The sequence below is a fragment of the Labrys monachus genome, assembly GCF_030814655.1.
Classification (GTDB): domain Bacteria; phylum Pseudomonadota; class Alphaproteobacteria; order Rhizobiales; family Labraceae; genus Labrys; species Labrys monacha.
Genome location: NZ_JAUSVK010000001.1, coordinates 1,543,419 through 1,568,300 on the forward strand (window position 1 = coordinate 1,543,419; position 24,882 = coordinate 1,568,300).

General features: G+C 68.4%; 22 protein-coding genes. 13 read left to right on the forward strand and 9 right to left on the reverse strand.

Annotated features, from left to right (window positions below; genetic code table 11):
* Positions 1-4: 4 nt before the first annotated feature.
* Positions 5-925 (reverse strand): LysR substrate-binding domain-containing protein, encoded by a 921-nt coding sequence (locus J3R73_RS06875; RefSeq protein WP_307424171.1) that lies wholly within the window; start codon positions 923-925, stop codon positions 5-7.
* Between the two features lie 203 nt (positions 926-1,128).
* Here J3R73_RS06875 and J3R73_RS06880 point away from each other — a divergent pair, with 203 nt between their 5' ends.
* Both J3R73_RS06880 and J3R73_RS06885 read left to right on the forward strand, forming a co-directional pair.
* Positions 1,129-1,713 carry an NADPH-dependent FMN reductase gene (locus tag J3R73_RS06880; RefSeq protein ID WP_307424174.1) on the forward strand — a complete coding sequence of 195 codons (585 nt, stop codon included), beginning with the start codon at positions 1,129-1,131 and terminating at the stop codon, positions 1,711-1,713.
* A gap of 156 nt (positions 1,714-1,869) precedes the next feature.
* A complete protein-coding gene (locus J3R73_RS06885) occupies positions 1,870-2,244 on the forward strand; it encodes an SgcJ/EcaC family oxidoreductase (protein ID WP_307424177.1) in 375 nt (124 codons plus the stop codon).
* Between the two features lie 155 nt (positions 2,245-2,399).
* Here J3R73_RS06885 and J3R73_RS06890 read toward each other — a convergent pair whose 3' ends face one another.
* On the reverse strand, positions 2,400-3,086 hold the full coding sequence (locus J3R73_RS06890; protein ID WP_307424179.1) for an MBL fold metallo-hydrolase: 687 nt from the start codon (positions 3,084-3,086) through the stop codon (positions 2,400-2,402).
* Positions 3,083-3,790: a GntR family transcriptional regulator gene (locus J3R73_RS06895; RefSeq protein ID WP_307424181.1), complete on the reverse strand. Its 708-nt coding sequence runs from the start codon at positions 3,788-3,790 to the stop codon at positions 3,083-3,085. The genes J3R73_RS06890 and J3R73_RS06895 overlap by 4 nt, the downstream gene beginning before the upstream one ends.
* Before the next feature lie 202 nt (positions 3,791-3,992).
* Between J3R73_RS06895 and pcaD the strand changes: the two genes are divergently transcribed.
* From pcaD to J3R73_RS06950, 11 genes are all read left to right on the forward strand, one after another.
* A complete protein-coding gene (gene pcaD / locus J3R73_RS06900) occupies positions 3,993-4,829 on the forward strand; it encodes a 3-oxoadipate enol-lactonase (protein ID WP_307424183.1) in 837 nt (278 codons plus the stop codon).
* A gap of 33 nt (positions 4,830-4,862) precedes the next feature.
* The gene (locus J3R73_RS06905) at positions 4,863-5,621 is read left to right on the forward strand and encodes an SDR family NAD(P)-dependent oxidoreductase (protein WP_307424185.1); all 759 of its coding nucleotides are present in this window, start codon (positions 4,863-4,865) and stop codon (positions 5,619-5,621) included.
* Positions 5,622-5,661: 40 nt separating this feature from the next.
* Positions 5,662-7,197, forward strand: coding sequence for a sugar ABC transporter ATP-binding protein (locus J3R73_RS06910; protein WP_307437156.1), 1,536 nt, complete (start codon positions 5,662-5,664; stop codon positions 7,195-7,197).
* On the forward strand, positions 7,194-8,204 hold the full coding sequence (locus tag J3R73_RS06915) for an ABC transporter permease (protein ID WP_307424188.1): 1,011 nt from the start codon (positions 7,194-7,196) through the stop codon (positions 8,202-8,204). The genes J3R73_RS06910 and J3R73_RS06915 overlap by 4 nt, the downstream gene beginning before the upstream one ends.
* Entirely contained in the window at positions 8,201-9,244 is a 1,044-nt protein-coding gene (locus tag J3R73_RS06920) for an ABC transporter permease (RefSeq protein ID WP_307424191.1), read from the forward strand. The genes J3R73_RS06915 and J3R73_RS06920 overlap by 4 nt, the downstream gene beginning before the upstream one ends.
* 60 nt (positions 9,245-9,304) lie before the next feature.
* Entirely contained in the window at positions 9,305-10,531 is a 1,227-nt protein-coding gene (locus J3R73_RS06925; protein WP_307424194.1) for a sugar ABC transporter substrate-binding protein, read from the forward strand.
* Positions 10,532-10,613: 82 nt separating this feature from the next.
* On the forward strand, positions 10,614-11,489 hold the full coding sequence (locus J3R73_RS06930; protein WP_307424197.1) for an amidohydrolase family protein: 876 nt from the start codon (positions 10,614-10,616) through the stop codon (positions 11,487-11,489).
* 193 nt (positions 11,490-11,682) lie between these two features.
* Positions 11,683-12,558: a glutathione-dependent disulfide-bond oxidoreductase gene (gene yghU / locus J3R73_RS06935; RefSeq protein WP_307424200.1), complete on the forward strand. Its 876-nt coding sequence runs from the start codon at positions 11,683-11,685 to the stop codon at positions 12,556-12,558.
* 186 nt (positions 12,559-12,744) lie between these two features.
* Complete coding sequence (locus J3R73_RS06940) at positions 12,745-14,337, forward strand: ABC-F family ATP-binding cassette domain-containing protein (RefSeq protein WP_307424202.1); 1,593 nt, start codon at positions 12,745-12,747, stop codon at positions 14,335-14,337.
* Between the two features lie 107 nt (positions 14,338-14,444).
* On the forward strand, positions 14,445-15,659 hold the full coding sequence (locus J3R73_RS06945; protein WP_307424205.1) for an MFS transporter: 1,215 nt from the start codon (positions 14,445-14,447) through the stop codon (positions 15,657-15,659).
* Positions 15,660-15,813: 154 nt separating this feature from the next.
* Complete coding sequence (locus J3R73_RS06950; RefSeq protein WP_307424208.1) at positions 15,814-16,197, forward strand: hypothetical protein; 384 nt, start codon at positions 15,814-15,816, stop codon at positions 16,195-16,197.
* A gap of 21 nt (positions 16,198-16,218) precedes the next feature.
* Here J3R73_RS06950 and J3R73_RS06955 read toward each other — a convergent pair whose 3' ends face one another.
* From J3R73_RS06955 to J3R73_RS06980, 6 genes are all read right to left on the reverse strand, one after another.
* The gene (locus tag J3R73_RS06955; RefSeq protein ID WP_307424211.1) at positions 16,219-16,638 is read right to left on the reverse strand and encodes a GFA family protein; all 420 of its coding nucleotides are present in this window, start codon (positions 16,636-16,638) and stop codon (positions 16,219-16,221) included.
* 57 nt (positions 16,639-16,695) lie between these two features.
* Complete coding sequence (locus tag J3R73_RS06960; protein WP_307424215.1) at positions 16,696-17,100, reverse strand: hypothetical protein; 405 nt, start codon at positions 17,098-17,100, stop codon at positions 16,696-16,698.
* A gap of 78 nt (positions 17,101-17,178) precedes the next feature.
* Positions 17,179-19,239: a hybrid sensor histidine kinase/response regulator gene (locus J3R73_RS06965; protein WP_307424218.1), complete on the reverse strand. Its 2,061-nt coding sequence runs from the start codon at positions 19,237-19,239 to the stop codon at positions 17,179-17,181.
* Positions 19,226-20,740 carry an ATPase domain-containing protein gene (locus J3R73_RS06970; RefSeq protein ID WP_307424221.1) on the reverse strand — a complete coding sequence of 505 codons (1,515 nt, stop codon included), beginning with the start codon at positions 20,738-20,740 and terminating at the stop codon, positions 19,226-19,228. The genes J3R73_RS06965 and J3R73_RS06970 overlap by 14 nt, the downstream gene beginning before the upstream one ends.
* A gap of 186 nt (positions 20,741-20,926) precedes the next feature.
* Positions 20,927-23,593, reverse strand: coding sequence for a pyruvate, phosphate dikinase (ppdK, locus tag J3R73_RS06975; protein WP_307437161.1), 2,667 nt, complete (start codon positions 23,591-23,593; stop codon positions 20,927-20,929).
* Positions 23,594-23,945: 352 nt separating this feature from the next.
* Entirely contained in the window at positions 23,946-24,803 is an 858-nt protein-coding gene (locus J3R73_RS06980) for a LysR substrate-binding domain-containing protein (RefSeq protein WP_307424225.1), read from the reverse strand.
* Positions 24,804-24,882: the final 79 nt, after the last annotated feature.

Below are 24,882 nucleotides of genomic sequence, written 5' to 3' on the forward strand. Positions count from 1 at the left end.
GGCGTCACGCGCCTGCGAGGGAGCGCCCGCCGCCCGCCTGGGCCGCCAACAGGTCGAGGAAGGCCTGGGGCGCCCTGTCCGGGAGGCCTTCATGGTCCCTCTCGCCGACGACATAGGCGACGACCAGCTCCCAGCAGATCTCCGGCCCCTCGATCGGCACCATCGCCACCCGCGGCTGCCTCGCCGCGGCGATCGCCTCCGGCACCAGCGCGACCGCCAGGCCGCGGGCGACCAGTTCCGTCATCGTCCCCAGATCGCTCACTTCGAAGGCGATGTGCCGGTCGATGCCGGCTTCGGCGAAGCCGCGGTCGACGAGGCGGCGGGTGCCCCAGCTCGGCTCGAAGTCCACGAAGGGCTCGTCGGCGAGGGCGGCGAGGCGCACCCGCGGCAGACCCGCCAGGGCATGGTCCGGGGCGCAGATCGCGACGAGCGCGTCGCAGGCGATCAGGCGCGTCGTGACGTCGGCCGGTGGCGCGCAGATCGGCACGATGGCGAGGTCGAGCCGCCCGTCGCGGACCTTTTCGAGGAGGTGCGAGGAACTGCCCTGGCACAGCCGCACCTCGATGGCGGGGTGCCGGGCATGGAAGGCGGCGAGAACCTCCGGCAGGTCGAGGAAGGCGGGCAGGCTCTGGGCGGCCCCGATGCTGAGCGTTCCCCGCCGCAGTCCGGTGACCTCGCCCACCGCCTCGCGCGCCTCGCGGGCCGCCTCGATCACGGCCTGCGCCTTTTCGAGGAAGACCTGTCCGGCGGCGGTCAGGCGGACCTGCCGCGTGGTGCGGACGAAGAGCTTGGCCTCGAGTTCGTCCTCCAGGGCGCGGATGGAACTCGATAGCGCCGACTGCACGATGTTGATGCGCTGCGAGGCGCGCGTGAAGTGAAGCTCTTCGGCCACCGCCACGAAATGCTGCAGCTGCCTCAACTCCATGGCCGACCTCGCTCGGTTATTAAGCTCGATTGCAGATCAATACGATCTCAACATTCAATTTGAAAGATGAATTCGGGCGGCCCATGGTGGCGCGGACCGGGGCACCGGCACGGTCGGATGGGCAGCGCCCCTCCCTCCACCTGCCGGGCCCGCCTGTCGCGGCGTCGCATATGACGGCCGCCCCCCAGACAGAGAGGCCTTACATGATCGACCGCCCCGACCGCCTGCGCTTCCTCGGCTTGACGGGAAGCCTGCGCCGCGACTCCCACTCCACCGCCATCCTGCGCGGGCTTCAGGCCGCCCTCGGCGCCGGTGCGGACCTCGTCATCCGCGACCTGCAGGTGCCGCTCTACAACGAAGACGAGGACGGGCCGGCGACGGCCGAGCCCGTCCGCCAGCTGCGCGAAGCGATTGCCGCCAGCGACGGCCTGGTGATCGCGACGCCGGAATATAATCACGGCATCCCGGGCGTCCTCAAGAATGCGATCGACTGGGCGTCGCGTCCCTACGGGACGTCGTCCCTCACCGGCCGGCCGGTGCTCGTCATCTCGTCCTCGCCGGCATTCACGGGGGGCGTGCGGGCGCACGCGCAGGTCAACGAGGCGCTGCTCTCCGCCCAGGCGCTGCTCGTGCCGGGACCCCAGGTGGTGATCGGCGGCATCGCGGAGAAGATACGGGACGGGCGGCTGGTCGACGAGGCCAGCCTGGCCTTCGCCGTGGCGGCTGTCGGCCGCCTGGAGGCGGCCTGCCGCCGCCTGCGCCATCGCCCCGAACACCGCGTGGCATAGACGCCGGTGCGCATCGGCCTCCTGCAGTCATGGACCTCCGGCACGGAGGGGGATATTCCTCCTGCCGCAAGCGTGGACGCCCCGGCATGATTCCGGCCCCGATCTCGATGTCTTCTTCGGGCCTGCCGCGGCCGTCGTCCAACAGGAGGCAATCGCATGACCGAAGACGAGCGCGCCATTCGCGACATGGTGGATCAATGGATGTCCGCCAGCAAGGCGGGAGACCACGAGACGGTGCTCGGCCTGATGACGGACGACGCGATCTTCATGGTCCCCGGGCGGGAGCCCTTCGGCAAGGACGCCTTCGAAGCCGCGGTCCAAGGCTCGAAGGACATCCGCGTCGAGGGCGGGAGCGAGATCCAGGAGATCCAGGTGCTCGGCGACTGGGCGTGGCTGCGCAATCACGTCGAGGTCTCGATCACGCCGCCGGGCGGCGAGGCGATACGCCGCTCCGGCTACACGCTCACCATCCTGCGCAAGGGTGCGGACGGCCGCTGGCGGCTGATGCGCGACGCCAACCTGATGGGGTGAGCCGGCCGACGGCCGCCGTCGCCCTTCCGGGGCGCCCGAACGCCGACGCCGGGATGCGCCAACGCCCTCCTGTTCCGGCGGGGCGCGCGAGGTCCGGCGTTCCGTATCGCTCCAGGTGGCGTGACCGGCTCCCTGCCGGGCCGAGCCGCGATGCTCTAACGGACCATCAGTTCAAAGGGCGCGGCCTCGTCCCAGACGAAGTTGCCGTCCGGCAGCCTGACGAGCTCGGGGAAATGCCCGGGCATGATGCGGTCGGCGCGATCGAGGATGTTGCGGATCGTCGCGGTTCCCACCTCGATCTCGTCGAAAGCCATGTCGCAGCGCCGCAGGATGGCTTCCTTGGCGTATTTGATGGCGTCGCCCGCGATCACCGTGGTGCCGCGCTCGGTGTCCAGCTCGATCGCGAAGCACCCCGGCGTGTGGCCGGGCGCCGGAAAGAAGCCGATGCCCCGATCGATCTGCCCCTCGCCCTCGATGAGGGTGACCCTGGACTTCGACAGCTGTTCCCGGATGCCCCAGGGCACGAGCAGGTCGTCGGGATGCGGCGCGCCGACATAGTCCCATTCCCGCCGGCTGACCAGGAATTCGGCATGCGCGAACAGGTCGACATTGTGGGCGTGGTCGAAATGCAGATGCGAGAGGAAGACGAGGGGGATGTCGGCAGGCTTGAGGCCGCGGGCGTCGAGAGCCTTCAGGAGGCCGAGCCTCGATATGTAGCCGCCGGTGTCGAACAGGATCGGGCCGCTCGGCCCCTGGATCAGGGTGACGTTCGACATGCCCAGGAAGTCGTCCTTGAGCCGCAGATTGTTGCCGCGGACGAGAAGTTCGTAGTCTGGCTTCATCGGCTCTGCTCCGCTTCGGCGTGGTCGGGCCGGACGCCGGCCGGGTGCCCGAAGGCGGCCGCCCCGTGAGCCCGCTTGAAGGCTTCCAGCGGCGGCAGGATATGGCTGACCGCGAGCGCCACGAAGCCCTCCCGGTCCCCGGCCTCCAGCTGCCGGATCATGCGCTCGTGATCCTTGCGGGAGTCGACGAGGAGGGTGGGATCGCCGACGCCGTACCAGCGGATTCCCGTCGTCTCGACCCAGAGCCTCTCGATCGTGTCGGCGAGGTACTGGTTGGGGCAGGTCTGCCAGATCCGGCGGTGGAACGCGTCGTTCAGGACATTGACCTCGAGCAGCTTGCCGGCGTCCTGCGCGCGGCAGTAGTCCGCATGGATGGCCTTGAGGGCGGCGACGGTTTCGGCGGCGGCGGGCATCGGCAGCCTTCTGGCCGCCTCCGCCTGCAGGATCATCCGCACCTCGTAGATCTGCTCGACCTGACGGACGGAGAAGTCGCGCACCACGACGCCCCGGTTGGGCCGGCGGATGATGAGGCCCATCTGCTCGAGGCCGACGAGAGCGGCGCGCACGATATGGCGCGAGGCCTGGAATTTGGCGCTGATCTCGTCTTCGACCAGATGCTCTCGTGGGCGAAGCCGTCCGATGATGATGTCCGACTTGATGGCATCGATCAGTCTTGCTGCCTGCGCGTCCGTCTTGGTTCCCAAGCTGTCTCCCCCTCCGACTCGTCCTAGCTAGCACGACTGCCGCGCCGAACGCACGGGTTGGACGCCGTGCCCGCCTCCCGCCGCGCGCTGTCGCGTTCTTCATATATTTTGGCGATAAAATTTTCTATAAGATTGTTGACAATGTTATCTACAAAAAGGGATATACCAGTCGGCGCTGCCGGCGCCCTGTCGGAAAGGCCCCATGCCGGATCTCATCCACATCAACGGAATCGACACGGCCTATGCGCTGGAGGGGCCGTCCGCTGCGCCCGTCGTGGTGCTCGCCAACGGGCTCGGCGCCGATCTGTCGATGTGGGCGAACCAGCTGGCCGTGCTGGCGACCTCCTTTCGCGTGCTGCGCTACGACATGCGCGGCCATGGCGGCACGGGCGCCACGCCGGGGGATTATTCGCTCGACCTGCTCGCCGGCGACCTTCTCGCCTTGCTGGACGGGCTGTCGATCGCCCGGGCCCATCTCGTCGGCGCTTCGCTGGGCGGCATGGTCGGCCAGTTCCTCGCCGTGCATCATGCCGACAGGCTGGAGAGCCTCGCGCTTGTGGCGACATCGAGCGAGGCGCCGCGCAAGGCCTGGCAGGAGCGCGTGCGGGAGGTGCGGCGGGACGGCGTCGAGCCGCAGGTCGAGCCGACGATCGACCGCTGGTTCACGCCCGCCTTCAGGGCTGCCCACCCCGACCTCATGGCCTCCATGCGGCGCATGGTGCTGCGCACGTCCCGGGATGGCTATGCGGGCTGCGCCGCCGCGATCCGCGACATGGTCCTGTCGCCCGTCATCGGGCGCATCCGGGTGCCGACCCTCGTCGTCGCCGGCGCAGCGGATCTCTCGACCCCGCTGCCGATGCTCGAACATATCGCGGGCACGATTCCCGACGCTCGCCTGGTCGCGATCGAGGAGGCTGCGCACATGCCGCCGCTGGAAAGGCCGGAGGAGTGCAATGCCGCGATCGAAAGCTTCCTCCGCGGCCTCGACGCCGGTCCGGCAGCCGGCCTTCGCCAAATGGCGAGCCGTCTGCGTGGCTGATCCCAACCCAACCGACGAAGGGGCTTCGCTCTCATGTCAGCACGCTTGACCGGCAAACGCATCATCATCACCGGCGCCGTCGGCAATATCGGCAAGGAAGCCGTCCGCAGCTTCGTCGCCGAGGGCGCGCGTGTCGTCATCGGCGACCGCGACGCAGCAGCGGGCGAGGCGGTGGCCCGGGAGTTCGGGGATGGCGTTCGTTTCATCCGCACGGACGTCGCCGAGGAAGCGAGCGTCCGTTCGCTGGTCGAGGAGGGGGCGGCATGGCTGGGCGGGCTCGACGTGCTCGTCCAGAATGCCGGCGTGCAATATTCCGGCGCCATCGCCGATTTCGAGACGGCGCATTGGGATTTGCTCTTCACCGTCAATGTCCGGGCGCATTTCTTCGGCGCGAAATATGCGATCCCGCATCTGCGGAGGGCCGGAGGGGGATCGATCATCAACACCTCCTCGCTCGCCGGCAAGCGCGGAGGGCCGGGGCTCGCCGCCTATTCGGCCTCGAAGGGCGCGGTGATCGCCTTCACCACGGCGCTGGCGCTCGAACTCGCGTCCGACAACATCCGCGTCAACGCGATCTGTCCCGGCTGGGTCAACACCGCCTTCAACCGGCCCGCCATCGACTTCATGGGCGGGGCCTCGGCACAGGAGGCCAAGGTCGCCTCCTTCGTGCCGCTCGGCCGGCAGGCCCGCTCGGAGGAGATCGCGCCGATGTTCGTCTATCTCGCCTCCGACGAATCCACCTACATGACGGCCCAAGCCATCGGCATCGATGGCGGCGCCTACAATTCCTAGGGGGCGCGGCCATGCAGGCGGGCAAAGACCGGTGGCCGCGATGCTGACCGCGGCGACGGCGAGCGGGGCACGGGCGGCGTCCCCCATCCTGGTGATGGAGGGCATTTCGAAGGCCTATGGCGCGACCATCGCCGTGCGCCGCGTGTCGCTCGACATCGAGGCCGGCGAGGTCCACGGCATTCTCGGCGAGAACGGCGCCGGCAAATCGACCATCGTCAAGGTCCTCAGCGGCATCGTCACCCCCGACAGCGGGCGCATCGCCCTTGGCGGCGCCCCCTTCGCGCCGGGCAGCCCGATGGCGGCGCGGGCAGCCGGCGTGTCGACGGCGTTCCAGGAACTCAGCCTGCTGCCCAACCTCACCGTCGCCCAGAACCTCCTGCTGCCCCTGCAGCTCAAGGGACCGCTCGGCTTCGTCTCGGCACGCCGCACACGCGATCGCGCCGCGGCGATGCTCGGCGAATACGGGCTCGGCCATATCCATCCCGACCTGCCGGTGCGCTCGCTGTCGCTGGCGGAAAAGCAGCGCGTCGAGATCATGCGCGCCGTCAGCCGCAGTCCCAAGCTGCTGGTGCTCGACGAGCCGACGGCCGCCTTGGCCGATCCCGGCTGGCTGTTCGCTATCCTCGAAAGGCTGACGGCGACGGGCACCGGCGTGCTCTACATCTCCCATCGCCTGTCGGAGATCCGGCGGCTGTGCCGACGGGGCACCATCCTGCGCAACGGCGAAAGCATCGAGACCGTCCCGCTGGAGGGCGTCGGCGACGACCGCATCTTCGAGATGATGGTGGGCGCCGCCGCGGGCGCCCGGACAACGGCGCATGCGGCGCCCGCCGGCCGCGGCGGACCGGTCGCCCTTGCGGTCCGCAACCTTGCGGGCGGCAATGTCCGGGACATCAGCCTGGACGTGCGCAGCGGCGAGATCGTCGGCGTCGCCGCTCTGGAAGGGCAGGGCCAGCGCGATCTCTTCCGCATGCTCGCCGGCCTGACTCCGGTGCGCGGCGGCGAGATCGCCATCGACGGCAAACCCGCCGTCATCGCGTCCCCGGCCGCCGCGGCGCGGGCCGGCATCGGCTTCGTGCCCGAGGAGCGCAAGACGGAGGGCGTCTTCCTCGGCCTGAGCACCGACACCAATATCTCGCTCTCCCTGCTCGGCCGGCTCAGTCGCTTCGGCATCCTCGACCGGGCCGGCGAGCGCGCCGCGGTGCGGCGGGAAGCGCGGCGCGTCGACCTCGCCGAGCGCTATCTGCGCCTCAAGATCGGCGAACTGTCCGGGGGCAACCAGCAGAAGGCCCTGATCGGGCGCGTGCTGGCCTCGGGCGCGCGCCATCTCGTGCTGTTCGATCCGACCCGCGGCGTCGATGTCGGCACCAAGGCGGTCATCTACGGCGTGATCCGCGATTTCGTCGGTCATGGCGGATCGGTGCTCGTCTATTCGACCGAGCTCTCCGAACTCGTGCACCTCGTCGACCGATGCATCGTCGTCTATCGCGGCAGGGTGGCGGGAGAGGTGCCGAAAGAAGCGCTTTCCGAGCCGCGCCTGGTCGCCCTCGCTGCCGGACAGGAGGCACGGGCATGAGCGTCGAAGCCGTCAACCCGAGGGCCGGGGCGATGCTCAGGCCCGAGCCCTGGTACCGCCGCATGCTCGGCGACGGCACCACGGTGATCGTCGCCATCCTCGTCGTGCTCCTCGTGGTGTTCGCTGCAACCCAGAGCGATGCGCTGACGCAGTCGGTGCTGACCGACATCCTCAACAACAGCCTGCCGCTCGCGCTCGCGGCGGCGGGCGGCACGCTCGTCGTGCTGACGCGCGGCTTCGACCTGTCGGTGGCCGGCGTGGTGTCGCTCACCAATGTCCTGGTCGCCGTCCATGCGGGTGACGGCCCGCTGGGGGCGTTGCAGGGCCTCGCGGTCGCGGTGGCGGTCGGCGCGCTGGTCGGCGCCGTCAACGGCGTGCTCGTCGCCTATTGGAACCTGCAGTCGATCGCCCTGACGCTGGCCTCGATGATCGTGTGTTCCGGCGCCGCGCTGCTGGTGCTCGATGCGCCCGGCGGAAACGTGTCCGATTTCATGGTCTACGACCTCACCGACCGCATCGCCGGTACCGTTCCGGTGGCGCTGGCGGTCGGCGTCGGCGTCTATGCGGTCTGGTTCCTGCTGCGCCGGACCGACTGGGGCATCCGGCTCTATGCCGTCGGCGCCGACGAGACCGCGGCCGTGCTGGCGGGCATTCCCGTCAGGCGTACCAAGGTGATCGCCTATGTCCTCGCCGGAATCTGCTACGGGCTGGCCGGCTTCATGCTGACCGCGCTGACCGCGACCGGCACGCCGAATGTCGGCGATCCCTATCTGCTGCTCGTCTTCGCCGCCATCGCACTCGGAGGCACTTCCTTCGCCGGCGGGCGCGGGGGCGTCGCCGGTTCGATGCTCGGCGCGCTCACGCTCACGCTGCTCCAGAAGGTGCTGTTCTCCACGGGCGTGTCGTCCTTCTACACCGGCATCTTCCAGGGTGCCGTGATGGTGCTCGCCGTGGTGATCGCCGCGATCTCCGCCCGCTTCTCGTCGCAGGGGGAGGCTCGCTCATGAGCGCCGAAACCCGGCCGGGCACCCCCGTGCGGCCCGCGGACACGCGCGGCAGCGCATCGGGCCGCGGCCTGTCGCGCCTCGATCGCGACCTGCGCAACGCGCTGGTGCTGTTCGCGGTCTCCATCGTCCTGATCTTCGCCTCGCGCGGCCTGGGGCCGGGCTTCGGCAGCCTCGCGCAGATCAAGGCCATCCTCCTGATCTCGAGCTTCGTGATGGTGGTCGCCTTCGGCCAGCAGATGGTGGTCCTCATCGGCGGCCTCGATCTTTCCGTCGCCTCGATGATGACCCTCGGCGGCATCCTGGCCTTCAACTGGATCGGCGATTCGAGCGCCGCTTTGGTATGGGGCGTCCCGGCGATCCTGCTCGTCACCGCGGCGATCGGCGCCTGCAGCGGCATCGGCATCAGCCTGCTCGGGGTGCCGCCCTTCATCATGACGCTGGCGATGGGCATCATGCTGTACGGCGCGACGCTCGGCTTCACGCAGGGCACGCCGACCGGCGCCGCCTCGCCCATGCTTTCGGCGCTGTTCGCACCGACCGCGATCGGCGTGCCGATGCTCTACCTCATGGTCCTCTTCACCCTGGCGGGCTGGTTCGTGCAGACGCGCACCGCCTTCGGCCGCAGGCTCTATGCGCTCGGCATCAATCCCACCGCCGCCTATGTGGCGGGCCTGCCGGTGCGCCGGCTGACGATCGCCACCTATGCGATCAGCGGGGCGAGCGCGGGGCTCGGCGGCATTCTCCTCGTCGGCTATGTCAGCGGCGTCACCCTGATGATGGGCCAGAGCTACCTGCTGCCTTCGGTGGCCGCGGTCGTCATCGGCGGCACTTCGATCGTCGGAGGGCGCGGCATCTATCCCGGCGCCGTCGCCGGCGCGATCCTGCTCACCACCCTTTCGACCATCGTCTCCTCCCTCGGCATTCCCGAGGGCTGGCGCACCATCATCTACGGCGCGGTGATCTTCGTCGCGCTCGTTCTGCTGCGCGACGATCTCCAGCACTTGCTCGGCCGGCGCCGCCGGAAGCCGGGGAAAGACTAGAAGTTCGGCATTCCGCCGAGGCAACAGCCTGAGAACAGGCATTTCTGACAGGGAAGAAAAATGAAGATGCGAGGAAACGGCAAGGGTCTCCTGTTCGCCGCGGCCCTGGCGGCATGCGCCGGCGCGGCCTTTCACGGCCCGGCCGAAGCCCAGGACAAGAAGTTCAAGATCTATCTGAGCATGAGCTACAGCGGCAACGGCTACCAGACCGAGACCTCGAATCTGATCAAGGCCCTGGCCGCGACGCCGCCCTACGACAAGATGGTCGAGCTCAAGACCGTGATCTCCGGCACCGACGTCCAGGCCCAGGCCTCGGCCTATGAGAGCATGATCTCGGCCGGCGCCGATGCCATCATCACCTTCCCGATCTCGGCGACCGGCCTCAACCGGGCGATCCACCACGCCTGCGAGAAGCACGTCCTCGTCTATACCTACAGCGCGACCGTGACCGAGCCCTGCGCCCGCACCGTGAGCTACATCACCGCCGGCTTCGCCCAGAATACGGCCCAGTGGCTGGTCAATACGCTGAACGGCAAGGGCAAGGTGTTCATCGACCGCGGCGTGCCCGGCAATTCCGTCGACAAGATGAACTATGACGGTGCGATGAGCGTCTTCAAGAAATATCCGGGCATCCAGATCATCGCCGAATATTACGGCATGTGGAGCAGCCAGGCGACGCAGCAGGAGACCGCCAAGGCGCTCGCCGCCCATCCGGACGTCGACGCCGTCTTCGGCGAGAATGGCGAGGACGGCATCGTCAAGGCCATGCTCGCAGCGGGCATGCAGAAGCTCGTTCCGGTGACCGGCGAGAACACCAACGGCTTCCGCCTCGCGCTCGCCAATCCCGATCTGCGGAAGCGGGGCCTCACCGGCATCTCCTCGGGCGATCCCATCAACGTCTCCGGCTATGCCTTCAAGCTGATGATGGAGGAACTGACCGGCAAGCGGAAGGTGAGCGTCCACAACATCGAATATCCGCTGCCCTGGGTGCCGGCCGACAAGGTCAAGGTCTGCGCGGGCGACAAGTTCGAGGATGGCTGCAATGCCTTCCCGGCCGACAAGGTGCCGGACAGCTTCAACACGGAAGTGTTCGATCCGGTGCTGACGCCGGAGCTTTCGCTCACCTCCGCGCTCAACGGCACGCCGACGCCGGGCGCCACCATCCAGCCGCTGCCCGGCGATATCGTCAGGCAGGCGCCCGACGTGCCCGGCATCAATTGCGGCAAGTGCGAAGCGCCGGCCGACCTGTTCAAACTGACCAAGGTGCAGGCGACGGTCCAGCCCTGAGCGGGCCGCCGCCCTGCGTCGTGCATCCCTGCGCTGCGGCCCCTGACGGGCCGCAGCGTTCCCGCGAGAAGGAAGCGCTCCCATGACCATCCCCGTCTGCGCGCCGGCCCGGCCCGCCGGCCGCAAGCCCCGCCTCGACCTGCCGGCCGGTGCCGTGGATTGCCATTTCCACGTCTTCGGCCCCGAATCCGCCTATCCCTACGCCCCCGGCCGGAGCTATACGCCGCCGGACGCGCCCCTCCTCGCCTATGAGGAACTCGCCGGAACGCTCGGCTTCTCGCGCGGGGTGATCGTGCAGCCGAGCGTGTACGGCCTCGACAACCGCCGGACGCTGGAGGCGGTGCGGCGGAGCCGGCTGCCGATGCGGGCGGTGGTGGTGCTCGACCCCGAAATCTCCGACGCCGAGCTCGAGGCGCTGCACCGCCAGGGGGCGAGGGGCGTCCGGTTCAACCTGCTCTTCAAGGCCGGCCTGACGATCGAGGCCGCGGGCCGCCTCGCCGAGAGGATTCGTCCCCTCGGCTGGCATCTCCAGTTCCTCGCCGACGTCTCGGCGATCGAAGACCTCGCCGGCCTCGTCGCCGGCCTCGGCGTGCCCGCTGTCTTCGACCATCTCGGCCATGTGCCGGCCGCCAAGGGGATTGCCGATCCCGGCTTCCAGGCGCTCCTCGGCCTGGTCCGCGAGGGACGAGCCTGGGTGAAGCTCTCGGGCAGCTATCGCGTGACGGGACGCCGTCACACGCCCTATGACGATGCCGCGCCCTTTGTCTCGGCGCTCGTCGAGGCGGGCCCGCACCAGCTGCTGTGGGGAACCGACTGGCCGCATCCCTCGATCGGGGTGCCGATGCCGGACGATGCGGATCTCGTCGACATGTTCGGCGAGTGGGTGACCGACGAGGCGCTGCGCCAGGGCATCTTCGTCGACAATCCCGAACGGCTGTATGGTTTTGCCGAGGCGTGAGCCCCTCTCTGGCCGCCATGCCTTACGGCAACGGCGCGCCCAGCCGGGCGGAACCGGTGCGCTCACGCAAAATTGCGAAGACGCGAGGCCCGATCGCAGGGCAGGAGTTCCTTGCGTCACTGCGCCGCCCGCGGGCCCCGATGAGGGGGACTGTGGCGGCGCGCCATTCTGCCATTTGCCTGGAGCGTTCGAGATGACCAATCCGCCCGACTACACGCCGCCGAAGGTCTGGACCTGGAACAAGGAGAGCGGCGGGCGATTCGCCAACATCAACCGCCCGATTTCCGGACCGACGCACGAGAAGGATTTGCCGGTCGGCCGCCATCCGCTCCAGCTCTATTCCCTGGCGACGCCCAACGGCGTCAAGGTCACGGTGATGCTGGAGGAGCTCCTGGCCCTCGGCCATGGCGGCGCGGAATACGATGCCTGGCTGATCAAGATCGGCGACGGCCAGCAGTTCGGCAGCGGCTTCGTCGGCGTCAATCCCAACTCCAAGATCCCGGCGCTGATGGACCGCAGCGGCCCGAAACCGATCCGCGTGTTCGAATCCGGCGCGATCCTGCTCTATCTCGCCGAGAAGTTCGGAGCGTTCCTGCCCGCCGACATCGGCACGCGCGCCGAATGCCTGTCCTGGCTGTTCTGGCAGATGGGCAGCGCGCCCTATCTCGGCGGCGGCTTCGGCCATTTCTATGCCTATGCGCCGACGAAGATCGAATATGCGATCGATCGCTTCGCCATGGAGACCAAGCGCCAGCTCGACGTGCTCGACCGGCGCCTCGCCGACAATGCATATCTGGCCGGCAGCGACTACACCATCGCCGACATCGCCGTCTGGCCCTGGTATGGCGGCCTCGTCAAGGGATGGCTCTACGAAGCGGCGGAGTTCCTCTCGGTGCAGGACTACAAGAATGTCCAGCGCTGGGCCGACACGATCGGCAGCCGGCCGGCAGTGCAGCGCGGGCGTATGGTCAACCGCACCTTCGGCGAGCCGTCGAGCCAGCTGCACGAGCGCCACGACGCCGGCGATTTCGATACGAAGACGCAGGACAGACTGGCGGCCGGGAGCTGAATGGCGGCGCATGGGATGACGCAAAAAGAGCGATGGTCCTCCCGACCGAAGCCATCGCTGTCTTGAACCGTGTGCGCCGATCGCCTAATCTCAGAGGCGACAATCGTTTCCGCAGGATGTGCGCCGCCATGGATTTCCACCCGATCGCAATGCCGATTTGCCTTGCTTCCGGGGATTTTGCCGTCCATGTCCGCCTCCATCGTGCTGTCCGATCTTTCCTGGTCCACGCCTGACGGCCGGCCGCTCTTCTCCCATCTCGATCTCACTTTCGGCGCCGAGCGGACTGGCCTCGTCGGCCGCAACGGCGTCGGCAAATCGACGCTCCTGGCGATGATCGCCGGCGAGAGGCAGCCCCGATCCGGGACGATATCCGTCGGCGGCAGCTTCGGCCTGCTGCGCCAGAGCGTTCGGGCGGAGCCCGGCGAGACGATCGCCGGGCTGTTCGGCGCGACCGAGGCGCTCGCCGTGCTGCGGCGGGCGGAGGCGGGGGAGGCCGATGCGGACGAGATCGCCGCCGCCGACTGGATGCTGGAGACCCGCATCGCCGCCGCGCTCGCAAAAGTGGGCCTCGACGCGGCGGCGCAGACGCCTCTCGCCGCGCTGTCCGGCGGGCAGCGCACCCGCGCCGGGCTCGCAGCCCTCGTCTTCGGGGAGCCCGACTTCCTCATCCTGGACGAGCCGACCAACGATCTCGACCGGGACGGCCGCGCCGCCGTGATCGAGCTCGTCGCCGGCTGGCAGGCGGGCGCCATCATCGTCAGCCACGACCGGGAACTGCTGGAGACCGTCGACGCCATCGTCGAGCTGACCTCGCTCGGCGCCACCCGCTATGGCGGCAATTGGAGCGGCTATCGCGAGCGCCGCGCGGTCGAACTCGCCGCCGCCCGGCACGACCTCGCCGCCGCCGAGAAGCGCGCCGGCGCTCTTGCCGATGCCGCGCAATTGTCGGCCGAACGGCAGGCCCGCAGGGACGGCGCCGGCAGGCGGCAGGCGGCGAAGGGCGGCGTGCCGCGCATCGCCCTCGGCGGGGCAAAGCAGCGCAGCGAGGCGACGGGCGGCGAAAAGGCGCGGCTCGCCGAACGCCGGCGTAGCGAGGCGCTGGAGGCGGCGGCCGCCGCGCGCGGCAGGATCGAGGTCCTCGAGGCCGTCTGCGTCAGGCTGGCGCCGACGGGACTGCCGCCGAACAGGATCGTGCTGGCGCTCGACCGCGTGACGGCCGGCCATGTGCCGGGCAAGCCGGTCCTCCTCGACCTGTCCTTCACCGTCACCGGGCCGGAGCGCATCGCCGTGACCGGCCCCAACGGCGCAGGCAAGACGACGCTGCTCGCGCTCGTCGCCGGCACGCTCGCGCCCTGGCGCGGGACAATGCGGGTCACGACCGCGCCGGCCATGCTCGACCAGCGGGTGAGCCTGCTCGATCCGGCGATGTCGATCCGCGACAATTTCCGGCGCATCAACCCGCAGGCGGATGAGAATGCCTGCCGCGCGGCGCTCGCCCGCTTCATGTTCAGGGCCGATGCGGCGCTGCAGATGGTGGCGACGCTGAGCGGCGGGCAGATGCTGCGCGCCGGCCTCGCCTGTGTCCTCGGCGGATCGGCGCCGCCGGGGCTGCTCATCCTCGACGAGCCGACCAACCATCTCGATATCGAGGCGATCGCCGCCGTCGAGGCGGGATTGCGGGCCTATGACGGGGCGCTCCTCGTCGTCAGCCATGACGAGGCGTTCCTGGACGCCATCGGGATTTCGCGCCGGCTGGAGCTCTCCGCCGATCGCGGATAGCGGCAAGGCGGCGGCGGGCCGGGGCGGAATTGACACCCATCGCTCCCACGACTATTCCTACCTCATTGTCCTACCAATAGAATTTGGCCTTCCAACCGGCAAATGACATGAATGACGACAACGCCGCCTATTGGCGGCGCAACCTGATCGTGTGCCTTTTCGGCTCCTTCTCGACGATCGTGGCGATGACGCTGATGCTGCCGTTCCTGCCGCTCTATGTGGAGCATCTCGGCGTGACGGGGCATGCGGCGATCGTGCAATGGTCCGGCATCGCCTACAGCGCCACCTTCTTCGCCGCCGCCCTGGTGGCGCCGCTGTGGGGGCGTCTCGGCGATCGCTACGGCCGCAAGTCCATGCTGGTGCGGGCGAGCCTCGGCATGGCCGTCACCATGTCGCTCATCGGCTTCTCCGCCAATATCTGGCAGCTCGTCGGCCTCCGGCTGCTGGCGGGGCTGGCGGGCGGCTATTCGTCCGGATCGACCATCCTCGTCGCGATGCAGACGCCCAAACACCGGTCCGCCTGGGCGTTGGGCGTGCTCTCCTCCGGCATCATGGCCGGCAACCTGATCGGCCCGCTGGTCGGCGGTCTCCTGCCGCCGCTGATCGGCATCCGCGAGACCTTCTGGTTCGCCGGCGCCTTCATCTTCGTCGCCTTCGTCGCGACGGTGTTCCTGATCCGGGAAACGCCGCGCCGGACGCAGGAGAGGAAGGCGCAGCCGCGCGGACGATGGGCGGACATCCCCAACAAGGGCGCCGTCTTCGCCATGCTGGCGACGGGCCTCCTGCTGATGTTCGCGACCATGTCGATCGAGCCGATCATCACCGTCTATGTCCGCACGCTGGTGGCGGACGAGGGCCAGGTGACCTTCATCGCCGGCTTGGTGATGTCGGCGGCGGCGCTCGGCAGCATCCTGTCGGCCTCGCAGCTCGGAAAGCTCGCCGACCGCATCGGCCATTCCACCGTCATCATCCTGGCGCTCACCGTCTCGGGCCTGCTGCTGATCCCGCAGGCCTTCGTGACGGCCGGCTGGCAGCTGATCGGCCTGCGTTTCCTGATGGGTCTCGCGCTCGGTGGCCTGCTGCCCTGCATCGCCGCCGTGATCCGCCACAACGTTCCCGACCATTTCGCCGGCGCCATCCTCGGCTATTCGATATCCTCGCAATTCGCCGGCCAGGTCGCGGGGCCTCTCGTCGGCGGCTTCATCGGCGGCCATGCCGGCATGCCGGCGGTGTTCCTCGGCACCTGCATCCTCATGCTGGCGGGGGCCGCCTATAATGTGTGGGCCATCGGGTTTTCGAAACCGCATCCGGCGATGCGCTGACGCCGCGCCGGGGGCGAGGCGGGCTGCCGTGTTGCCTTGCGCACCACCTCGACCTTGCCGGACCGGGCACAAATCCCTTTGGCCGGTCATTGCTCGGAATGCGGTGGGAAGCTATCTTTCGGGCATGGGGAGTCCAGCCGAAAAAGCACGACGCATGGAACTTCGCCGCGGCGCTGGCCAGCGCCGCTGGCGGCCCGCCATGCCACCCGCCTATCACCGCGGCGCGCCCTATCGGGTGGCCCATGCCTGCTTCGAGTGCCGGATCTCCTTCAAGATCGACGTCGATATCCGGAGTTCGGATCCCGCGGACAAGCCCTGTCCTCATTGCGGCGCCCGGCTGCACTGGATGGGGCGTTCCTTCAAGCCTCCGGGGAAACGGAACATCGCGCAATGGCGCAAGGTCGAAGCCCTGTGGCGGGCGGGGTTCCGGTTCTCGAGCTATCGCAGCCATCCCGAAGCGGAGCCGATGCCGGAGAAGCCGGGACAGGTACCGGATTTCGTGGTGCGCAACCCCAGCCATCCGTTTCGGCGCAAGTGAGGCGATCGCGCGCCCTCGCCATCACTCCGGCAGGGTCTCGAAGACGGCGAGGCCCGGCGGGATCGTCGCCCAGTCGGGGCGACCGCGCGTGAAGATCGCCACCGTGGGACGGAAGGCGGAGGGGTCGTCCAGCGAGCCGGCATAGATCGTATGCGAATCGTCCTTGCCGACCTCGCCGCCGAAGACGAGGCCGCCGCAGACCGGGCAGGAATTGCGCACTGCCTCGGTTCCCCGCCAGGACGTCGAGCGAAACTGCTGCGTGCGGCCGGTGAACCGCACGGCGCGACTCGAAAAGCCCATGAAGGGAATGAAGCCCGAGCCGGAGGCCTTGCGGCAGTCGGCGCAATAGCAATGGCCGCAAAGATCGGGCTCGCCCTCCGCTTCGTACCGGACGGCGCCGCAGAGACAGCCGCCCGTATGGCGCTTGCCGGATTCGTTCATGGACAAACCTAACCGGATTTCGGAGGGGAGGCGCAAGTCGGCCGAACAACGCCGCCGTCAGCATCTGTGGAAATAGCGATACGTATCGGGCGCGCCCATCCATTTGAAGTCGGGGGTCAGCCCGCCATGCGCCTCGATCCATCCCCTGATGTCGGGCGCATAGCCGCGCCAGAGGAGGGCGGTCGCCTCGGGAAGATGGGCGGTGTGGAATCCGAACCGCGCCTCCGGCGTCACGCAGATATGGCGGCGCGGGATATAGCCGAGCAGCACGGTGCAGGCCGACTGGCAGGGGCCGACGATCCTGACATCGACGCCGCGCGCCGCCAGGCCCTGCCAGCGCTCGGCATAGGCACGCACGCTGCCGCCATGATCGTCGGAAACCTCGACGGTCTCCGCCGCGGCGACGGCCGGCGCGGCCGAGCCGATCGCGACAAGCAAGGCAAGGAGGGCTTTGTTCGACATGCCAGCCTCGGCGGGGGCGGGAGATCGGGGGCTGCGTGCTGCCGCGCCTCCCCGCGTCGCGGCATGGCCGCAATACTATCAGGCCGCGCCCGGGTTCAAAAGTCTACGGATCTCGGCGGCCACCTGCTCCTGCCGGTAGGGCTTCCCGATCCGGGGCAGGTCGAGGCTCCGGCCTTCGGGAAGCTCGGCATAGCCGGTGGCAAGCAGGACCGGCAGGCCCGGACGCAGCCTGCGGGTCGCGTCGGCCAGCTGCGCGCCGTTCATCCGCGGCATCGAATAGTCGGTGATCAGCAGGTCGACGGCGCGCCCGTTCCGCAGGATCTCGAGGGCGGCTTCGCCCGAATTGGCCTCGATGACCGCATGGCCGAGATCCTCGAGCATGTCGACCGTGCTCATCGCGATGAGCGCGTCGTCGTCCACCACCAGGATGGTATAGCTCGCCGGGCTGTCGTCGGGCGGCGGGGCGGTTTCCGGCGCCGGTTCCGCCTCCGGTGCCTCCGTCGCCACCGGGAGCCACAATTCGGCCCGGGTGCCGTTGCCGAGCTCGCTCGTCATCCGCAGCGCGCCGTTCAGCTGGATCATCAGGCCGTGGATCATCGAGAGGCCGAGGCCCGTCCCCTTGCCGACTCCCTTGGTCGAGAAGAACGGTTCGGTGGCGCGTCTCAGCGTTTCCCCGGCCATGCCCTGGCCGGTATCGCCGACGATGAGCCGGACATAGCGCCCGGCCGGCAGGTCCTGCGCGGCGGCCGTCTCCGCGGGCTGGAGCGTGATCGAGAGCGATCCGCCGTCCGGCATGGCGTCCCGCGCATTGACCACCAGGTTGAGGACGGCGAGTTCGAGCTGGTTCACATCGACCATCACCGGCGGCAGGCCTGCGGGCAGGTCGAGATGCAGCTCGATTCCCGGCCCGAGCGACCGCTCGATCAGATCGGTCATGCCGCCGACCAGGCCGACGAGGTCCCTGGGCTCGGCTTTCAGGTCCTGCCGGCGGGCGAAGGCGAGCAGCCGCTGCGTCAGCGCCGCACCGCGCCTGGCGCCCTGCAGCGCGCCGTCGATGAGGCGGATGCCCTTGGCATCGTCGGGACTGTGCTTGCGCAGGAGTTCGAGATTGCCGAGCACGACCATCAGCAGGTTGTTGAAATCGTGGGCGACGCCACCCGTCAACTGCCCGATCATCTCCATCTTCTGCACCTGGCGCAGCTGCTCCTCCGTCTTCTGCCGGTGCTCGATCTCGGCCAGCCTGGCGGCGTGCGCCTCCTTCAATTCGGCCGTGCGCTCGGCGACACGTTCCTCCAGCGTTTCGTTGAGCTGCCGGAGCGTCGCCTCCGCCGTCTTGCGCTCGGTGATGTCCGAGGCGACGCCGACGAGCCGGGAGTTCGCGCCCGTCCTGTCGAGCACAAGCCTCGCCCGCAACTCCGCCCAATGGACTGTGCCGTCGGGCCACAGGATGCGGCTTTCCACTGCGAGATCCGTGCCTGTCCGCAGGCTCTCCCCGACGAGGGCGGCGACCCGGGACCGGTCGCCCGGGGGGAGGGCGGCGACGAGGTCGCGATAGGTGAAGGGGGCGTCGGCATCATCCCGCCCGAAGATCGCCCGGCAGGCCGGCGAGGTCGTGAGCTTGCGGGTGCCCAGCGCCAGCTCGATCGAGCCGAGGCGTCCGGCGACGAGCGCGGTCCGCAGCCGTTCCTCGCTCTCATGCAGTTCCTCGATGTGCCCGCGCGCCTCATATTGGCGCTGGCGGCTCTTGAGGGCGGTGCGGGCGAGGCTGATGAAGGTCGCCGGCCGGAACGGCCGTTCCAGGAAGGTGACGTTGCCCAGCAGTTCCGTGAGCCGGACCACGTCCTGGCTGGATTCGGGGCCTCCCCCCCGCAGGGTCAGGATGATGAAGGGCAGGTCGGACCATGCCGGCTGCTCCTTCAGGAAGGCCACGATGTCACGCAGGTCCGCCGAGCGCAGCGCCTCTTCCGTCACGAGCGCGAAGGCGGCATCGTCCCGCAAGGCCTTCCCGAAAGCGGCGGTGTCGGCACAGATGACGGAGGGGATTCTGGCCTCGTCCAGCAGGGCGCTCGCCACCGACGCGTCGCGGCCCAGCGGCGCGTGGATGACCGCCTTGATGGAACCTGCGTTAGGAATGGTCATCGCCCGGATTTTTCAGCTTCAGGAGCGGAGCTGCGTCGCCGACGAAGGTCGGAACCCCGCGCAGAATGCCCTGGAAATCGCTGAGGGGCGCGCCGAGCACCAATCCGTTCCCGCCGATGCTGAACTCGCGGATCGTCTCTTCATGCCGGCCCGTCCGCTTCTTGATGATCGAAACGGCGCGGCGAACCCGCCCCAGCGCCTCGAAATAGCGAAGGAGAATGACGGTATCGGCCAGATAGGTCACATCGACGGGTGCCTTCATGTCGCCGACGAGGCCGTGCTGGGCCACGGTGAGAAAGGTGTTCGCTCCCTGTCGGTTGAGATATTGCATGAGCTCGTGGATGTGGAGAACGAGCGAATTCTCCTCGGGCATGGCCGCCTGGTAGCCGTTGAGGCTGTCGATCACCACCGTCTTGGCCTGCGATTTGCCGACCCGGTCGCGGACGCGATGGGCGAACTCGCCCGGCGACAGTTCCGCGGCATCGACCTGCTCGATGTTCAAGGCGCCGGCATCGCGCATCGCTTCGAGGTCGAAGCCCATCGCGGCGGTCCGGTCGAACAGCAGGCTCAGTTCCTCGTCGAAGATGAAGATGGCGGCCTTCTCGCCCCGCCGGATCGCAGCGGAGACGAACTGCAGGGCGAAGGTGCTCTTGCCCGTGCCTGCCGGTCCGAGGATCAGCGTGCTCGAACCCTGTTCGATGCCGCCGCCGAGCAGCGCATCGAAGCCCGGAATATCGCTCTTCACCTGGTGGCGCGCGAAGCTCGTCCGGTGCTCCGCCGCGACGAGCCGCGGAAACACCATGACGCCGCCGGTCTTGATGGCGAAGTCGTGATATCCGCCCCGAAAGGCCTGGCCGCGATATTTCAGGATGCGCAGGCGCCGGCGTTCGGCGCCGTAGTCGGGCGCCAGCTCCTCCAATTGGACGACGCCGTGCACCACGCTGTGCGCCGTCTTGTCCGACAGTTCCGAGGTCAGATCGTCGAGCAGCAGGATCGTGGTGGAGTGCCGGGCGAAATAATGCTTGAGCGCCAGGATCTGCCGCCTGTACCGCAGCGAGTTCTGGGCGAGAAGGCGGATCTCGGAAAGGCTGTCGATGACCACCCGGCTCGGCCGTACCCGCTCGAACGTCTCGAAGATGAGTTTCGTGGTCTCGCCGAGCTCGAGGTCGGACGAGTAGAGCAGGCTCTGCTCCCGGCCGGCGTCGAACAGGCTTTCGGGCGGCACCAGCTCGAAGATCCCGATATTGTCGTCGAGCGTCCATCCATGCGAGGCGGCGCCCGCCCGCAGCTCGCGCTCGGTCTCCGAAAGCGTGATGTAGAGGCAGCGCTCTCCGGCCCGGGCCCCTTCGAGCATGAAACGGAGCGCGATCGTCGTCTTTCCGGTTCCGGGGTTGCCCTCCAGCAGGAAGGCGTGGCCCCGCGAAAGGCCGCCTCCCAGCACGTCGTCGAGGCCCGGGACACCGATCCGGGCCTTGTCGGGATCGATGCTGTCGGTGTTCATCCTCGGCTCCGGTTCGTTTGCGGCGGGGCGCACGGATCACCCTATGGTATCGTTCGGAACCATCGGGGCCCGGGCGCAGCGAAGCCTTAACGCGGCAGCACGGCATCCGGATCGCCCGGCCGATGCGATTTCAGCAAAAATATTCACGTCCGGAGCAAGGACGGGCGAGCTGGCGGCCTAACCTCGCTATGCTTTTCGCGCCAGGGCCGCCTGGGCCGCGGCGAGGCGGGCGATCGGCACGCGGAAGGGGGAGCAGGACACGTAGTCCAGCCCCGTGCGTTCGCAGAAGGCGATCGAGGCGGGGTCTCCGCCATGCTCGCCGCAGATGCCGAGCTTGAGGCCGGGCCTCTGCCGGCGGCCCCGCTCGGCCCCGATCTCCACCAGCGCGCCGACGCCTTCCTGGTCGATCGAGACGAAGGGGTCGACGGCGAAGATGCCCTTCTGCACATAGGTGCCGAGGAACGAGGCGGCGTCGTCGCGGCTGATGCCGATGGTGGTCTGCGTCAGGTCGTTGGTGCCGAAGGAGAAGAATTCGGCCGTCTCGGCGATCTCGCCGGCGCGAATGGCGGCGCGCGGCAGTTCGATCATGGTGCCGACCTGGTAGGCCGGCGTCTCGCCGCGTTCCTTGCCGACGGCCTGTGCCATGGCGTCGATGCGGGCCTTGACGAGGTCGAGTTCGGCCTTGGTGGCGACGAGCGGCACCATCACCTCCAGCGCCACCGGCTGCCCGGTGGAGACCGCGGCTTCGACGGCCGCCTCGAAGATGGCGCGGGCCTGCATCTCCGCGATCTCCGGGAAGGCGATGGCGAGGCGGCAGCCGCGGAAGCCCAGCATCGGGTTGAACTCGTGCAGTTCGAGGGCGCGGGCGCGCAGCTTCGCGGCCGGGGCGCCCATGGCCTTCGCCACCTCTTCGATCTCCTCGTCGGTATGCGGCAGGAATTCGTGCAGCGGCGGGTCGAGCAGGCGGATCGTCACCGGCAGGCCGTGCATGATTTCGAAGAGCTGGCGGAAATCGGCCCGCTGCATCGGCAGCAGCTTGGCGAGGGCGGCGCGGCGGCCCTTCTCGTCGTCGGCGAGGATCATCTCGCGCATGGCGACGATGCGGTCGCCGTCGAAGAACATGTGCTCGGTGCGGCACAGGCCGATGCCTTCGGCGCCGAACATGCGGGCCTGGCGTGCATCGGCAGGCGTCTCGGCATTGGTGCGCACCTTCATGCGGCGCACCGCATCGGCCCATTCCATCAATTCGGCGAATTCGCCCGACAGCTCGGGCTGCACCATGGCGATGCGTCCGGCCAGCACCTGGCCGGTCGAACCGTCGATGGTGATGACGTCGCCCCGGCGGAAGGTCTTCCCGCCGGCGATCAGCGCCCCCGCCGCGCCGTCGACGCGGATGCCGCCGGCGCCGGAGACGCATGGCTTACCCCATCCGCGCGCCACCACCGCCGCATGCGAGGTCATGCCGCCGAGACGGGTGAGGATGCCGGCCGAGGCCAGCATGCCCCGGATGTCCTCGGGGCTCGTCTCCTGGCGCACCATGATCACCGTCTTGCCGGCCGCCTTGCCGGCCTCGGCCTCCTCCGAGGTGAACACGATCTCCCCCGAGGCCGCGCCGGGCGAGGCCGGCAGGCCGCGGGCGATCTCCACCCGCGCGGCCGTGGGGTCGATGGTGGGATGCAGCAATTGGTCGAGGGCGGCGGGATCGACGCGGCCGATCGCCTCCTCGCGGGTGATCAGCCCTTCCTTGGCCATCTCCACGGCGATGCGCAGGGAAGCCTTGCCGGTGCGCTTGCCCGAGCGGGTCTGCAGCATCCACAGCTTGCCGTCCTCGACGGTGAACTCGATGTCCTGCATGTCGCGGTAATGCTTCTCGAGCCGCTGCGTCACCGCGACGAATTCGGCGAACACGCCCGGCATCGCCTTCTCCATCGACGTCTCGGTCGAGCCGCCGGCCTTCGCCGCCGCCTCGCTGATCGGCTGCGGCGTGCGGATGCCCGCGACCACATCCTCGCCCTGGGCGTTGATCAGGAACTCGCCATACAGCGCATGCTCGCCGGTGGAGGGATTGCGGGTGAAGGCCACGCCGGTGGCGGACGTATCGCCGCGATTGCCGAACACCATGGCCTGCACGTTGACGGCGGTGCCCCAGCTTTCGGGAATGCCGTGCAGGGAGCGGTAGGTGATGGCGCGGGCGTTCATCCACGAGGAGAACACCGCGCCGATCGCACCCCAGAGCTGCTCCTGCGGATCGTCGGGGAAGGGCTTGCCGAGTTCCCGGCTCACCAGCGCCTTGTATTCGCCGACCATGACGCGCCAATCCGCCGCCATCAGGTCGGTGTCGACGACATAGCCCTTGCGTTCCTTGTAGGTGTCGAGGATCTCCTCGAAATGGCCGTGGTCGACGCCGAGCACCACGTCCGAATACATGGTGATGAAGCGCCGGTAGGAATCCCACGCGAAGCGCTCGTCGCGGGAAGCCTCCGCCACGGCGGCGACTGTGGTGTCGTTGAGGCCGAGATTGAGTACGGTGTCCATCATGCCCGGCATCGAGGCGCGGGCACCGGAGCGCACGGAGACGAGCAGCGGGTTGGCCGCGTCGCCGAAGACCTTGCCGGTGATGCGCCCGATCTCGGCGAGCGCGGCTTCGACCTGCGCCTTCAATTCGGAGGGATAGGTGCGGCCATTGGCATAGTACCAGGTGCAGACCTCGGTGGTGACGGTGAAGCCGGGCGGAACCGGCAGGCCGATATTCGACATTTCCGCCAGGTTGGCGCCCTTGCCGCCGAGCAGGTTGCGCATGCCCTGTTCGCCCTCGGCCCTGCCGTCACCGAACCCATAGACCCACTTCGTCATCATGCACCCTCAAGATAAGCCGCTTGCGAGATCCGCGGCGTGCCGGCTTCGGGAACGCGGGCGGCTCATGCCGCGACGCAGATCCGCGATGCCGTTTCGGCCCGCGGAGGCTGTTCACAGGAGCCAGTCGAATTCAATTCGGAAAATATCGGTTCCGATGGCTCGCGCGATAACAAAATATATCGAAGTATGAATTCGATATTGTGTAGCATCGATGATGGTAGCGCTGTCGTACCCCGGCGCCGCGCCGTCCGGATCGTCTTTTCGGAACGAACGCCTCGCGGGGCGGCAAGTCGGGCCGGCAGGGCGGCGCCTGCGGCATCGGGCCGCGCCGCCCGTCGGCGGAAGGTCCTCACGCCAGGCCGCGCCGGCTGTAGCGGGCGATGAACCGCGCCAGATAATCGGCTTCGGCCGAAGCTGCGGACTGGGCATAGAGCCCCACATCGATGCGGACCGGCACCGGAAGACCGGCCGCGCGGTCCAGGATGCGGCAATCCTCCGGTATGGTATCGCAGATCATCGGGCCGATACCGATGCCGACCCGCACGGCGGTCACCATGGCGACCAGCGTCGAGGCCTCGCAGACGATCTTCCACTGGATGTCGCGGTCGGCCAGCGCGGCCATGGCCGCCGTGCGCCAGGGGCACGATTCCTCGAACATGATGATCGGCAGCGACGTCCCCGCGGAAACGGCGATATCGGAGCGCACCACCCACAGCAGTTCCTCGCCCCATACCAGCATCGGCTTGCGGTTGACCTGGGATACGTCGCAGACGACGACATCGAGCTTCTGGTTCTCGAACATCGCCGCCAGGCGCTTGTTCGGCTCGACGATGATGTCGATATCGACCTTCGGATTCTGGTCGCGGAACGCCTTGAGGATGTGGATCAGCCGGGTGGCGGCAAAATCCTCCACTACGCCCAGCCTGACCCGCCCTTCGATCTGGCTGTTCTGCAGGCGCTTGCCGATCTCCTCGTTGAGCGAAAGGATCTCGCGCGCATAGGCCGTCAACAATTGGCCGTCGGCCGTGATGGTGAGCCCCTTGGAGGAGCGCTCGAAGAGCCGGGTGCCGACGAGCCCCTCCAGCTTGCGGATCTGCATGCTCACGGCCGCCTGCGTGCGGCCCAGCGCCGCGGCGGTGCCGTTCACCGTTCCGATCTCGGCCACGGTGAGAAAGGCACGCAAAAGGTAGGGGTCGAAATATATCATTCAATTTCTCTTATAGCGACGTCACCGCCTCGGCCTCAGGACGGTTGCCTGATTTTTGGTCATTCCTCCATGAAATTGA